Origin of the sequence: Bradyrhizobium sp. BWA-3-5 (assembly GCF_032917985.1) — a bacterium.
Lineage (GTDB): Bacteria > Pseudomonadota > Alphaproteobacteria > Rhizobiales > Xanthobacteraceae > Bradyrhizobium.
Map to the genome: position 1 here is coordinate 5630042 of NZ_CP136626.1, position 13569 is coordinate 5643610.

8 protein-coding genes and 3 pseudogenes are annotated in these 13569 nt (G+C 58.7%); 1 reads left to right on the forward strand and 10 read right to left on the reverse strand.

What is annotated here, in order from left to right:
* Positions 1–1500: 1500 nt before the first annotated feature.
* The 3 genes and pseudogenes from RX331_RS27145 to RX331_RS27155 all read right to left on the reverse strand — a co-directional run.
* Complete coding sequence (locus RX331_RS27145) at positions 1501–2106, reverse strand: hypothetical protein (RefSeq protein ID WP_317252703.1); 606 nt, start codon at positions 2104–2106, stop codon at positions 1501–1503.
* Positions 2107–2497: 391 nt separating this feature from the next.
* On the reverse strand, positions 2498–3784 hold the full coding sequence (locus RX331_RS27150) for a glycoside hydrolase family 28 protein (protein WP_317252704.1): 1287 nt from the start codon (positions 3782–3784) through the stop codon (positions 2498–2500).
* Positions 3785–4014: 230 nt separating this feature from the next.
* A pseudogene (locus tag RX331_RS27155) lies at positions 4015–4293 on the reverse strand (IS3 family transposase); the annotation flags it as partial.
* Positions 4294–4336: 43 nt separating this feature from the next.
* Between RX331_RS27155 and RX331_RS27160 the strand changes: the two are divergent.
* On the forward strand, positions 4337–5710 hold the full coding sequence (locus RX331_RS27160) for an IS30 family transposase (RefSeq protein WP_317252705.1): 1374 nt from the start codon (positions 4337–4339) through the stop codon (positions 5708–5710).
* 40 nt (positions 5711–5750) lie between these two features.
* Here the strand turns inward: RX331_RS27160 and RX331_RS27165 are convergent.
* From RX331_RS27165 to RX331_RS27195, 7 genes and pseudogenes are all read right to left on the reverse strand, one after another.
* Positions 5751–6631, reverse strand: a pseudogene (locus tag RX331_RS27165) (IS3 family transposase); the annotation flags it as partial.
* A 449-nt stretch (positions 6632–7080) separates the two neighbouring features.
* A complete protein-coding gene (cysN, locus tag RX331_RS27170; protein ID WP_317252706.1) occupies positions 7081–8985 on the reverse strand; it encodes a sulfate adenylyltransferase subunit CysN in 1905 nt (634 codons plus the stop codon).
* Positions 8986–9886, reverse strand: a pseudogene (gene cysD / locus RX331_RS27175) (sulfate adenylyltransferase subunit CysD).
* A 321-nt stretch (positions 9887–10207) separates the two neighbouring features.
* On the reverse strand, positions 10208–11272 hold the full coding sequence (locus tag RX331_RS27180; RefSeq protein ID WP_317252707.1) for a sulfotransferase: 1065 nt from the start codon (positions 11270–11272) through the stop codon (positions 10208–10210).
* 57 nt (positions 11273–11329) lie between these two features.
* Positions 11330–11752, reverse strand: coding sequence for a hypothetical protein (locus RX331_RS27185; RefSeq protein WP_317252708.1), 423 nt, complete (start codon positions 11750–11752; stop codon positions 11330–11332).
* A gap of 8 nt (positions 11753–11760) precedes the next feature.
* Entirely contained in the window at positions 11761–12402 is a 642-nt protein-coding gene (locus tag RX331_RS27190; protein ID WP_317252709.1) for an FkbM family methyltransferase, read from the reverse strand.
* A 727-nt stretch (positions 12403–13129) separates the two neighbouring features.
* On the reverse strand, positions 13130–13558 hold the full coding sequence (locus RX331_RS27195) for a hypothetical protein (RefSeq protein ID WP_317252710.1): 429 nt from the start codon (positions 13556–13558) through the stop codon (positions 13130–13132).
* Positions 13559–13569 lie beyond the last annotated feature (11 nt).

The following is a 13569-nucleotide window of genomic DNA, read 5'->3' on the forward strand; positions in this document are numbered from 1 at the left end:
ATGCGAGAAATGGGCGCTTAAGACCGCGCCATCTTTTGCTGTGACAACGACGAGCGCACATTTCGCCGCTACATGAACGGCGAGCGCAACATCGAACCAAAGTTGGGAGCTCGTATAGACGACACCTACGCGTCAGTCTCTGACGAGCAGTTAGGACTTCCCCAGGTCAGATGGGGCGGCCTTTCGATGCACTCCTCGCTCGCATCCGTCTAATCATGGAGTTGCCTAGTCTGTCCGCGAGACGGCAGCCCACGATCGATTTGCTTGCCGATGACCTTATGCTGATGACGCTTCAACACCCATGCGCCGACGAATGCGATGATGCGGCTGGGCTAAGTGCGCGCGCCGGGCAAAACATTGCCAGCGGATTGCTGCTGTGCTGCTGGGCGCCGCACGCGGAAGGAGGGGCGCGAGAATGCGCCAAGGCTCGCGGTCTCACGGTTCGATGCGGCTATTCGATTCCTCGAACGCGAGATGGCTACTCGTGCCGGGTCCGGCAGCCACCGTGATCTCGCCAGGCTCAGACAGCGGCTGTCTACTGCGCATTTCTACTACGTGGCACTGCACTGCGAATTCCGCGCTGACCGTACCAACTTAAACAGCGGTTTTTCGACCTCTCGGGCTCATCGCGAACGTAGGTTATGAGTACGTAGGAAGTCGCGGAAGGACGCTGACCATGAATAGGATCACGCTGTCCTCTCGGTTCTGGGCCATGCTTGTCCCAATGATCATCGGTTCGCAGCAAAATCGGCCGAAGGAGCCAGCCAGGGAAATCAAATAGCCGCAGTGTGAGCTCGTTTGACCGGGACTCTTCGACCGGGGTCGAGCGAGGGCGCAGCTAAATCCTTCTAGGCGTGCGTTAGCTACGCGATCTGGGATCGAAAGGCTGGCCGAGCATGGACGTATCTTAACCCACCATTGGGAAGGAGGTCTTCGCATAGCAGTGCAAAACACAGTGCCGAGCGTCAGCCGCGGAGTCCGACCGAATCATCAACCTCACGTTGCACCATCCTCCGGCATACATGTCAGCGAGGCTGAACTGTTCGCTCAAAGTTCGATTGCTCCTCGGAGAGACGTCTTTCGACAAATCGGCGCTCAATATCTGTTAGCTTGGTTCCTAGCAAGCGTCGACAGTGCGCGATGTCATGTCATCACAACGGCAATCCGTGCTCACAATCGCCCTAAACACGCAGCTCCGGGGCGCAGCTCTTCGCTCGACCCCTGCTCTAGACTTGCCAAGCTGTATTGCCTACCGACACGGGGGGTGCATGTGCGTTTAGCCCGCGCCCATCATACGGAGAAGGGCAACTTGGTCGCAAAATCAATGCCGATCCGTTCTTGGCTCAAAATACCAAGGCATTGCTCTGCAATCGACTGCGCATCCATCTCGAAGTCTCATTGAGGTGCGGCGAGCAAAACCTATTGTATCTTGCAACCAACGCGATTTGAAAACTGACGAGCGAATTGGGACGATCCGATGCGTCAGCTGGCCCATTCGGTTCATCGTTGGAACAGCAGACTTGCTGATGAAAGGGTGAGAAAGATGATGGCCGACCATGCGGCGAGACTAAAAACGATGACGCCGAGCCATGTCGCGACATTGGTCCAATTGATGGATCCATGCCCCCGGCGAATTCGCCTTGCCGGGCAACTGCAGAAGGTTCGGCTACGCACAGCGGTGATGGGTTCACTGTAGTTGGGAAACCGAAATCGTTGGTTGCGGATGTACTTGATGCGACCAGGTAAAAAGTTAGGCCTCCACGCTTTATTCGCTTCATGGCCCACCTTCTCAGACCGGTCGCTCAAATTAATAATGCGATAGTCCTGCCGCAGTGCGGCGATGCTATCCGCCTTCCTCAAAGCTTCGTGGTTGCCCTTATGAATTGCAATCCGATCGATCCAGCCACGAACACAATGGCTCTCACGAACCACAACGATACTCTCGCTCTCACCGCCCAGAGCGATCAGCATGCAACGGAAGCTGTGGCGCTCCATCGCGCCGCTGTCGCGCGACTGGAAAACTCCTGAGCAGTAATAGTCCCGTCCGATCTTTTGAGAGCAACGGCCTACGGCGATGAAGCTCCTAAAGTGCGTGTACTTACCCATTCTGTGATACTACGCCAGCTGCACTAACGTGGGTTTGAACGTATTTTATCGCATGTTTCAGCTCTGCAGGGCGGTCGCGGTCAACTTCCGGTTACCTGCTCCTAATGCCGGTTTGATCGCGTACGCGCCCTCATAGCTAGTTGACCGTTGCTAGGTAGCCCCATCGAATTTCTGTTCTACAACCTGACGCTACGTACGGTTCAAGCTTTTTGTTCGTAGCTCATTCCGTCTTGGTCGCCTCGAAACACGGAAAGTGCGCTCTCGAAGCAGAGCCATCCGGGGCTGGCCCGTTTCAGCCGGCGAGCAAATCTTCCGGGCTCGCCGGGCATGGTTCTGAAGTTGTCACGACGGCCTTCATGCGGGATTCGGCTCCCAATCGTTGTGGTTCTGCTTACCGGCTAGGGCTGCTTGCACACCCCTCCCATGGACGACACGCCGGTACCTCAGCGCGACCCGGAAAAGGCGGCCAAACTCCGGAAGCTGTCGTATCTGCATTTTCTACCTGCCAGGTCGCGCTATCGGCAAATCGCACGTCATCCAGTGTAATCCCTAGGACATGGTCCCGATCCAGCCCACGCATTACCAGCGCCCCCTCCCCTCCACGCACATGCCGCAGAACGATCTCGCGATAGACTGGAATGCTGCTGCCGTGCGCGTGGGGATCGTAGCGAGCATCGAAATTGATCGGCCATCGATTGCCCCGCAGGTACACATTCTCATAGGTCACCCGCTCCACGACACCGCCCCGGCTGACATCGCTCTTGATGCGCAAGCCCGACGTCGTGCCGTCCAGGGTCAGCCCGCGCACCAGTATGTCGCTGACACCCGAGTTCACCTCGCTGCCGATCGACATGCCATGGCCCCAGCCGAAATAGTTATCGATGATGGAGATGTGGCGAGTGGGACCATTGTTGCCGGCCTTGATTGCCACATTATCGTCTCCGGTGCGGATAAAGCTGCGGGTGATGGTCACATCCTGACTGGCGCCTGGGTCGATGCCGTCGGTGTTGCGCGCGTCGGCTGGTGCATCGATGGTGATGGCCCAAAAGGTGGCACCTTCGACCCGATTCATCGCCACGTGGAAATTGGGCGCATTGCGCAACGTGATGCCGTGAAAGGTAATGTCCTCGGCATGATCGATCTGGACCAGGCGGGGGACGTTCTGGTTGCCTCCCTCGGTCTGCGCGCGCCGGGCCAACTGCCACCAAGTTTCGACGCTGCCGACCATGGGCGTGCCGCCCTGGCCATCGATAATGCCGCCACCATAGATACCGCCGCCGCGCGTTTTGGAAAAGCTGATGAAGGGGCGGCATCCGTCGCCCTTCCCATCGATACGACCACAGCGTCCCACGCCCTTGTCATAGGCAGCCGGGTCGGCGAGGGCAAAAAGCGTTGCACCGCGCTCGATCCAGAGCGTTACGCCGGATCTCATCTCGAGGGGACCTGACAGGAATGCCCCACCCGCCAAATAGACCGCTGCGCCAGCAGGGCAATGTGCAATGGCGTCTTGCAGCCTAGCCGTATCATCCTTGCGAGAGGGCGCCAGGCGGGCGCAGACAGAGCCCGGCGCAACAGGTTCGGCGACCGTGCGGCGGTCTCTCGCATAGGCCTCGCCGGCACGAAGAGCCATGACGACAACCATGGGAAGCACGATCCAGTAGCGGAAAACATTTGTCATGAACACCTTCGTTTGTAGCGACTTCGATATAAGGACTTTCCGGTTTATGGAGCAACTCCGCACGAGTTGCTGGCGGCGCATGGAGTGGATCTGTCTCGGCTGGCGACCTGGGCTTATGCGAACCCCAGTCCGGCGCCGCTATAGCTGCGCGCGAGCCCTTCGTCGGCCAAGCCGGCCTCTTCAAGAGCTCCCAAGAAAACTGAGCTGCTGCCGGTTTGATGGACACCGGGTTAAGCTAATCCCACCTTGCGCTCGAACTCAACCGGGCTGAGATACCCGATGGTCGAGTGCCTGCGGATCGTGTTGTAAAATCTTTCGATATAGTCGAACACATCGGCGCGTGCCTCGTCTCTGGTTCGGTAGATCTTGTTGGCGGTCCGTTCGGTCTTGAGCGACGAGAAGAAGCTCTCCATCGCTGCGTTGTCCCAGACGTTGCCGGAACGGCTCATGCTGCAGAGAATGCCGTGATCGGCCATCAAGCGCTGGAACTGCTCACTGGTGTACTGGGCGGATTCAAACGGTCGTCGCAACACTCTGAAGTTGGAGGTTGCGATGAACATTCGAAAGCGGCGATCAGCACGGTCAGGACGAGCGCCATTGCCATCGCCAGGACGGCCGCCTGTTGCAGGGCGCGATGAACAAAATAGATTCTGGCGAGCGATCGCCACGGGGCTAAGCAGCGAGGATGCTGCGCTCGAAGCTGGAATGTCACAACCTGTCGGAACCAGATTGTTCCGAAAGGCGGGCGGCATGCCACCAGCGATGTTCAGATTTTCGGCAAAGCCGCTCTCTGGCCGGTACCTGTCATTGGTAGAGCGCGAGGAGATCGCACTTCTCAAGGTGCAGGGCCATTCCATACAGGAGATTGGGCGCTGCCTCGGGCGGGCTGCCTCGACAATCTCCCGCGAACTGCGGCGCAATGCGGCCACCCGCAGCGGCGGGTTGGAGTATCGGGCGACGACTGCCCAGTGGCATGCAGATCGATCGGCCCGTCGCCCCAAACCGACCAAGCTTGCGCTCAACGTCACCTTGCGCACTTATGTGGAAGAGCGACTTGCCGGTGTCGTCGTGGCCCCGAGCGGCGCTCCCGTTCCTGGTCCCGCCGTTCCGTGGAAGGGCCGCCGGCATGGCCCGCGCAAGGATCGGCGATGGGCCAAGGCCTGGAGCCCTGAGCAGATTGCCCGACGCTTGCCGATCGACTTCCCGGACGACAAGACGATGCGCATCAGCCACGAAGCCATCTATCAAGCACTCTTCGTCCAAGGCCGTGGGGCGTTGCGCCGCGAACTGACCGCCTACTTGCGAACAGGGCGTGTGTTACGGATGCCCAGGGCGCGCGTACGCAGGCGAGGCAAGGGCTTTGTCTCGCCGGAGATCATGATTAGTGAGCGCCCTGCTGAAGCGGCCGATCGAGCGGTGCCGGGACATTGGGAGGGAGACCTTATCCTCGGTCTTGGCAGTTCCGCAATCGGCACGCTGGTCGAGCGCACGACGCGCTTCACGATGCTGTTGCACCTTCCCCGGTTGGCGGGGCATGGCGAAGCTCCGCGCGCGAAGAACGGGCCTGCGCTCGCGGGACACGGGGCCGAAGCCGTGCGCGACGCGATCACGCGCACCATCATCACCTTGCCCGAAGAATTGCGTCGTTCGCTGACCTGGGATCAGGGAGCCGAAATGGCTCAGCACGATCGTCTCAAGATCGATGCGGGTATCCAGGTCTACTTCTGCGACCCGCAAAGCCCTTGGCAGCGCGGCACTAACGAGAACACCAACGGGTTGCTGCGGCAGTACTTCCCGAAAGGCACAGACCTGACCATCCACAGCGCCGACGAGATATACGCCGTGGCAGCGGCCCTCAATGCCCGACCGAGAAAGGCACTGGGCTGGAAAACGCCGGCGGAGGCGCTTGACGAGTTGCTGTCATGAGTGGAAACAACTGGTGTTGCGACGACCGTTTGAATCCGCCCTGACTGCCCTGGTCGGAGTGGTGCAACAGGGTGTCCGGCTTGCCGCGTCGCCAGACGGCCATCAGCAGGGCATCGGTTACCAACTGAGCTGTCATGGCGGCGCTCATCGACCAACCCACCACCCGGCGTGAGAACAGGTCGATCACCGCTGCGACGTAGAGCCAGCCCTCGGCCGTCCAGAGATACGTAAAGTCGGCGATCCACTTCTGGTTCGGCCGCTCGGCGGCGAACTGCCGGTCAAGGAGGTTCGCCGGCACGGTCTCGAGCTGTCGATCGCCGCTGTCCTTCGGCAAGCGCCGGCGTCGCGGCCGCGCCCGCAAGCCTTGCAGGCGCATCAGCCGTTCGATTTGGTGCAGGCCACAGTCCGCCCCATCGGCGAGCAGATCACGCCACACCCGGCGCGCACCATAGGTGCGGTCGCTCGCCATGAAGCTGGCCTTCACCTTGCCGCCGAGCTCTTCGTCGCTGCGGGATCTGGCGCTGGGCGAGCGATTCAGCCAGGCATGGAAGCCCGACCGCGACACCCCCAGCGCATCGCATAGCCATGCCACCGGCCAGATCGCCCGGTGCTTCGCGATGAAGACGAACTTCATGTCGCTTCCTTCGCGAAGAAGGCTGCGGCCTTTTTTAGGATATCCCGCTCGGCCTTCAACCTGGCGACCTCACGGCGCAACCGCTCGATCTCCTGCTGCTCCGGCTTCATCTGCCCGTGGCCGGGAAAGGCCTGCACCGGATCGGAGCCGAACTCTTTCACCCATTTGCGCAGAACGTTCTCATGAACATCCAGGTCGCGCCCGGCCTGCGCCACCGACACCCCACGCTCCCTAACCAGCTTGACCGCCTCGATCTTGAACTCGCGACTGAACTTCCGTCTCTTCATCGCCCACCTCCGGCTTCATGAAACACCTAATCTCGGTGTCCATCAAACCGGCAGCAGCTCAAACGACGAGTTCAAATTCATGGAGTGGGCTCGGTGCTGGCCTCCTCATCTCATGACCACGGGTTTCGTCTATATGGGTGGCACCAAGCTCGATGCCAACGCGAGCGCGGACACCCTCTCCTTCAAAATGCGCCGCCAAAGAAGAGCGCGCGGCTCCGCCCAAAGGGTGGCGAGCAGTCCTGGGCGGTTCTCAAGCCGACGGCCCGATCAAGGAAGGTTGAAGGCCACGGATCAACAATCTCCGGCCCTTCAGCCCGTCGCTCAAATTCTGTGCCCTCGCGGAGGAAGAGTGTAGCAAACATTTTTCCGCAACACGGTGGTGGTGCCGATGGTTTGACTGTGGCTGAGAAGGTCGATCAAACAGCAAACGACTCCGGCAGCTGAACCAGCTAATTCTCTGCCCGATTAGTCGGCGCGATGATCCCTCGTGTGATCAAGCAATTTAGCACCGTATCAGCCAACTGCTCCGGCTGCTGGTCCGGCGTCTTCAGATGGACCTCCGGCGAGCTCGGTGGTTCGTATGGCGCATCGATGCCAGTGAAATTCTTGATCTTGCCTGATTTCGCCTTGTAGTAGAGGCCCTTCGGATCGCGCCGCACGCATTCGTCGATCGGCGTATCGACAAAGACCTCGATGAATTCGCCGTCGCTAACGAAATCGCGTACCATGTCCCGCTCGGCCTTGTAGGGAGAAATGAAGGAGCAGATCACGATCAGGCCGCTGTCGACCATCAGTTTGGCGACCTCGCCCGCGCGGCGGATGTTCTCCACCCGATCGGCTTCGGTAAAGCCAAGGTCTCGATTGAGACCGTGCCTGAGATTGTCGCCGTCCAGGAGCATGGTGTGATGCGACATCGCAAACAGCCTCTGGTCGACGAGGTTGGCGATGGTCGACTTGCCTGCGCCGGAAAGTCCGGTGAACCAGATGATGCAGGGTCTTTGGTGCTTGAGAGCGGCGCGCTCCTTCTTGCCGAGCGAGAGCGGTTGCGAGCCTACGTTGGTGGCGCGCCCTAAGGCGAAGACAATCATTCCAGCGCCGACGGTCCGGTTGGCGTAGCGATCGATCACGATGAAGGAACCGGTGCGCCGGTTCGCCTCATAGGCATCAAAGGCTGCCGGCAGCGCGATTGCAATATTGCAGAAGCCGATTTCATTGAGGCTCAAAGTTCGGGCTGCTAGGTGCTCGCCGGTGTTGACATCGATCTTGTATTTGATCGCAGTGATGCTGCCGGAAGCGATCGATTGCGCGCCGATCCGAAAGGCATAGGACCGGCCCGGAACCACGGCCTCCTGATCCATCCAGATCACGTGGGCGGCAAACTGATCAGCGACCTCGGGTCGTTCCGTGGGCTTGACGAGGATATCGCCGCGGCCGACGTCGATCTCGTCAGCCAGCGTAATGGTTACCGCATCGCCGGCTTCGGCACGCGCAAGTTCGCCATCATACGTCACGATCTGCTTGACGCGCGAATTGCGACACGATGCCGCAACGATGACTTCATCGCCAACCGCAATGCTGCCGGAGATGACGGTTCCAGCGTAGCCGCGGAAATCCAAGTTCGGCCGGTTCACCCATTGCACCGGGAAACGGAAGGGCCGGCCAGCCGTCTCGGACTGCATTTCGATGCCTTCGAGATACTCCAAGAGGCAAGAGCCGCGATACCAATCAGTATTGCCGGACCGGTTGATGATGTTTTCGCCGTATCGTGCCGAGATGGGGATAGCCGCGATCGACGTGAACCCGAGCTTGGAAGCGAATGCGACATAGTCGCCCACGATGCGATCAAACACCTCCTTGCGGTAATCGACCAGATCGATCTTGTTCACGGCTACGACCACGTGTCGGATGCCCAAGAGCGAGCAAATGAAGGAGTGGCGCTTGGTCTGCACCAGAACGACCTTGCGCGCATCGATCAGGATGACCGCCAGCTGGGCACTGGACGCGCCGGTCGCCATGTTGCGCGTATATTGTTCGTGGCCGGGCGTATCGGCCACCATGAACGATCGCCGCGGCGTGGTGAAGAAGCGATAGGCGACATCGATGGTGATTCCCTGTTCGCGTTCGGCCTCAAGTCCGTCGACCAGCAGGGCAAAGTCGATAACATCTCCGGTTGTGCCGTGCTTGACGCTGTCGCGCGCAAGCGCCTGCAGCTGATCCTCATAAATCTTCTTGCTGTCGAGCAGAAGGCGGCCGATCAGCGTCGACTTTCCATCGTCGACGGAGCCGCAGGTGATGAAGCGCAGCTGATCCTTGCTGTCGGTGGAGGTAGAACGTCCAAATGCATCAGTATCCATTCAAAAATAGCCTTCACGCTTCTTTTTCTCCATCGACGCCGCTTCATCGGTATCGATCAACCGCCCTTCCCGCTCGGACATCTTCGCAATCTGCATTTCCGCGACGATGTCTTCGATGGTGGCAGCGTCAGATTCGATGGCACCGCTCAGCGGATAGCAACCAAGCGTGCGGAAACGTATCATCTTGAGCTCGGGGGTCTCGTTCGGAGCCAAGCGGAGGCGCTCGTCATCGACCATAATCAGCGTGCCGTTGCGCTGGACGACCGGCCGCTTTTTCGCGAAATAAAGCGGAACGACCGGAATTTTCTCCAGCATGATGTATTCCCAGACGTCGAGTTCCGTCCAATTCGACATGGCAAACACGCGCATCGTCTCGCCGTTCCGGATCCAGGTGTTGAAGAGATTCCACAGCTCCGGCCTCTGCTGCGCGGGTCCCAGACATGTCCGGGCGAACGGAAGGAGAAGATGCGCTCCTTGGCCCCCGGCTCTTTTCCTCATCAGGCCGAGCGCCCCCGAACGCCGCATCAAAGCCGTAGCGGTCGAGGGCCTGCTTGAGCGCATCGGTCTTCATCACCTGCGTGTGCAGCGTCGATCCGGAATCGATCGGGTTAATGCCGCGCTCGATCCCATCCTGATTTATATGCACGATCAGGTTGATGCCGAGCCGCTTGGCCGTCTCGTCGCGGAAGCTGATCATCTCGCGAAACTTCCAGGTGGTATCGACATGCAACAGTGGGAACGGGACCTTTGCCGGATAGAAGGCCTTCAGCGCAAGGTGCAGCATGACGCTCGAATCCTTGCCGACCGAATAGAGCATTACTGGCTTGCTAAATTCGGCAACGACGTCGCGCATGATCTCGATGGACTCAGCCTCCAGCCGCCGTAGATGCCGCGGAAGCATGTTTGGTTTAGTGGCGCCTTGTGCGTTCATCTTGAGCATCTGGGTCGTTCCCGACAGGACAAAGTCGCCGCTTCGATAATCTCGCCTGCACAGCGCATGAGGCAGCCCTCAAGGTAGGTAGCGGTGCGCCGGCGGCTAGAAGCACCGCGTCGCCGGCGCCGTAACCTAATCTCTCGTTGGCGCGAGCCGCGGGTAGACATCGGTCTCGCACGTCTTGCTATGACCGCGCCGTGAACGCCTGCTGCAACTGCGCCATAGTCGAATTCGCCAGCCGCAAATTCTCTTCCCTCTTGGGCTCGGCTAGATGTTGCGCCTCCTGAATTATGGAGGGGTCGGCAGCCAACGGGGACTGCTCTCCAGCTGCCGAACAATGCTGTTCAGCTCGCTCGGTTGAGCGGAGATGCCGAACAATGCTCCTCCCCTGCCGCCCAGCAAATCCTTGCAGGTGCTAAATAACTGCCGATACCCTTCAGTCACCTCCCGGCCCTTATCCACGACACCGGCTTGCTGTGCGTACCGAAGGTCCTGCTCATACCCCAGCTCCTTCAACAGGTCGGCCCCGACTAGATCGGTCACTACTTGCATCTCTTCGATGCTGAGTTCGGATTGCCACGCTTGGACTGAGCGCTCATCGATTGTCTTTTTCTCTAGGATCTTTCGATCCCCAAAAGTACTGGAGCGGAGATAGTCCGCTTGCTCCACCGTTGCCGATGCGATGGCCGTGGACCCATAGCCGAGGCCAGCGATCACGCGCCGAATTTCCTCGTCGGGGCGCGCCACCAGGACTTCGTATTGCACGACTTGCGTCTGACGACGACCGCGATGCGCGGCAAGCGTAGGCAGGCCCAGAACGATATCGGCGAGAGAAGATGCGATGCCGGGCACAGGCTGGTCCAGCACAAGGCCGGCGAGACAAGCAGCTATGTCGGACGGGCGGCCTGCCGACAGAAGCGAAATACCCCACGTCGATTTCAACGATGCAGCAATAGCGTAAGGATTACGCATTAGAAGGATTCGTGGCGCTTCTGGATACAGGGAATCCAAAAACTCGAGTACCAACCAATTGCGTGGGGTCTTGTCTACGAAGGTACGCTTGCCCGCAGCCGCCAAATACTGGCCGTAAGCCGCATCGGCAAAAGCGCGGCTTGCGATATTACGATCTATTCGGCCCAAGAATTCGGAGGTTGCAAGATGAATCAGTGGCGCCCCCGCTGGATGACGGTGGTCCACTCTGCCAAATGCCTCAAGTGCCAGCATCAGCCAGGGCTCAGGCGGCGCCGCAATATCTGGATGCTGCTGGAGCAAATGCGCCAGCAGCGTCGTCCCCGACCGAGGAAGGCCGAGGAGAAAACAGACCGTAGGCAATTGTTTGATATCCTGGCTCATGGCTCCACGCCCTTATGGTTGGATAATGCGAGCGGCCGCCCCACAGTGCTCATCCGGTTAAAAGAAATAACGGCAGCCGTGAGAGCCGAGACCGCTCACAACAAGCAAATCACCGCGGTCGGCGAGCAGCGCCTTTATCGTCGCGCGGCGATCCAGCGAACCAGGAGTGGCGAGCGTCATCACTTCATCTCCGTCACCTCTCGGCCGATCATGCGCTGCGAGATCAAACCGCGATCTGCTGATCGCTTTTGAACGCGAGCGATGCGGCGGCCGCTTAAGCTCACCTAGTTGAATCAGTCCTTTACGTGCGACCAATTCCTCTGCTCGACCTCGCAGGACGCTTTCCTGCGGGATTGCAAGGACAACCAGAGCTTTGCGAGCCTCTCTCGGCTTCTTCAATGCCTGCTCTACGCGATCGTCCTCAATCAGGCGGTTATGGATTCTCCAATAGCGGATGGGGAAACCTGCGGCAGCCGGCATGGCTTGTTCTAAAGGGTCGTGTTCCTAAGCAATACGTCACCCTCCACTTCGCGGGGATATATGTTCACCAATTCGAATGAAGGTAAAAGATCAAGAATAGCTTCTAGGGAGAGCTGACCCTCGTAGAGCTCTTTGTCGCTGTATTCCGTGTAGATGAAGCGCGTATTGCTCAAGGTCTGTCTGCCACCAGCGATGACATCTGCCTCGGCTCCCTGCACATCCATCCAGATCAAATCGATCTGGTTCAGCTTCGCTTCGCTGCACCAATCATCCAGCCTTCGAGTTTCAACTGAAATGGGGCGGTCGAACCGAACCCAGTCATATTCGGTGAGATGGTTTTTGGGTCGGCGTATCGAGCCAGAGAGGTCCCATGCTTTCGCCTCTCCATCTCCATTGCTTGGGTGGAATTCGATCCTGCCGTTTCGGTCACTAACCGCGAACTCGAATAGCTTGACCTTTTCGGGGCCAACATTCATGTTCTTCTTGAAGCGCGCAGCCGCTCGAGGGTCCGGTTCAAAGCAATAGAGCTGCGCCTTTGGACACAGGAACAGAAAACGTTGGCTGTCGGCTCCGTCATTGCAGCCGATGTCCAAGATAACAGGATCTGGCTTTTGAATAAGCGAAATGATGTGCTCATGTATGTTTAACAAGAGGCAGACTCCCGCGTGCGTTCAAAACGCTCTCGCACCAGCCACCGAATAGATTTTGGCCGGTTTTCCTTATGTGACCGCAGTATTTCCATCGGCCTTCGTCCCTGGATTCAATTTCTCCCGACTGAGGCTTGGTTATCACCATTCTCATTAATTGGTGAAATCGATTGTTTTGATAGAACGCATCCATTCGATGGATCGAAGCCGGGCGAGCGCCGCCTTTCGGTGATTGCCCGCCCGCTACGCGCCGCGTCCAGACGCCCCGATGGTAGAAACAGCAAAGCACAGCGGCTGCAGGACCGGCTAGTCTTTTCTATGCGTGTCGACCGGCTTGGCCATGACTTGCGCGATTTCAGACTGCCCAGCTGTTAAGGAAAGAGCATGGCTGGATAACTCAAGGCAAAGCGGAGCGACGCACCGGCCGTGAGAGCATGTACGCCCCCATCCGCTTTCGCAATTTGCGCGCCGATGTAGCGTAGACACTTGCGACGCGTCTCGACTCTCCTGACGAGCCACCCACACCCGAAGATCTCGTCGGCGCGCATGGTCATCCGGCATGCACACTGTTCATCTCACGACCGTACTTCTATTTCCTCCGACTCAGGCGCTCCGCTTTATAAAGCGGTTTGTTGGCTGGTTCGGAATGCAGATCGAAACTATATCATGGCCTGATTTCGAGGACGTCATGGACAAACATTCGAGGAAGCCTCCATCAGATCTTCCGACGCTAGGAAGCACAGGCTGTTGCTGGCGGTAAATTCGAACAGAAAGCCGGCCGCGCGGCAATATAGGTGCGAATCCCTATCCGCACGACGCCGATCTTCGTTTTCATGTCGTCAAGCCGACGGCGCAACTCACCTTGTGCTTGAACAGCAATGAGTAAGTCACAAGCTTTAGCTAAAGAGGTGCTCAGCGAAGTGGAACAGATCGTTTCCGCGGCCGCTCGGAGTTGTGCGACCACGCGGTTATCTGATCCGGTCCGTCGTGATAGCGCTTTGATCCGTGCAAACAACATCGCCGCTTCGGATGGTCCAAGCCCAACGACGCCTACGAAGCTTGCCGGCGGCGTCGGAAGGTGTTGATTAGTCGGTTTCCAGAGATGGAGGCAATACCGGCTGTTATTCACGTATTGCGAATAAGGCGGATGCAGCTGCATCACGCATTCCT

What these genes read in the sequence shown, in the direction of transcription:
- RX331_RS27150 (WP_317252704.1), bottom strand. Translation starts at nt 3,784, where the DNA reads ATGACAAATGTTTTCCGCTACTGGATCGTGCTTCCCATGGTTGTCGTC.
- cysN (WP_317252706.1), bottom strand. Translation starts at nt 8,985, where the DNA reads ATGGATACTGATGCATTTGGACGTTCTACCTCCACCGACAGCAAGGAT.
- RX331_RS27195 (WP_317252710.1), bottom strand. Translation starts at nt 13,558, where the DNA reads ATGCAGCTGCATCCGCCTTATTCGCAATACGTGAATAACAGCCGGTAT.
- RX331_RS27160 (WP_317252705.1), top strand. Translation starts at nt 4,337, where the DNA reads ATGAACATTCGAAAGCGGCGATCAGCACGGTCAGGACGAGCGCCATTG.
- RX331_RS27185 (WP_317252708.1), bottom strand. Translation starts at nt 11,752, where the DNA reads ATGCCGGCTGCCGCAGGTTTCCCCATCCGCTATTGGAGAATCCATAAC.
- RX331_RS27180 (WP_317252707.1), bottom strand. Translation starts at nt 11,272, where the DNA reads ATGAGCCAGGATATCAAACAATTGCCTACGGTCTGTTTTCTCCTCGGC.
- RX331_RS27145 (WP_317252703.1), bottom strand. Translation starts at nt 2,106, where the DNA reads ATGGGTAAGTACACGCACTTTAGGAGCTTCATCGCCGTAGGCCGTTGC.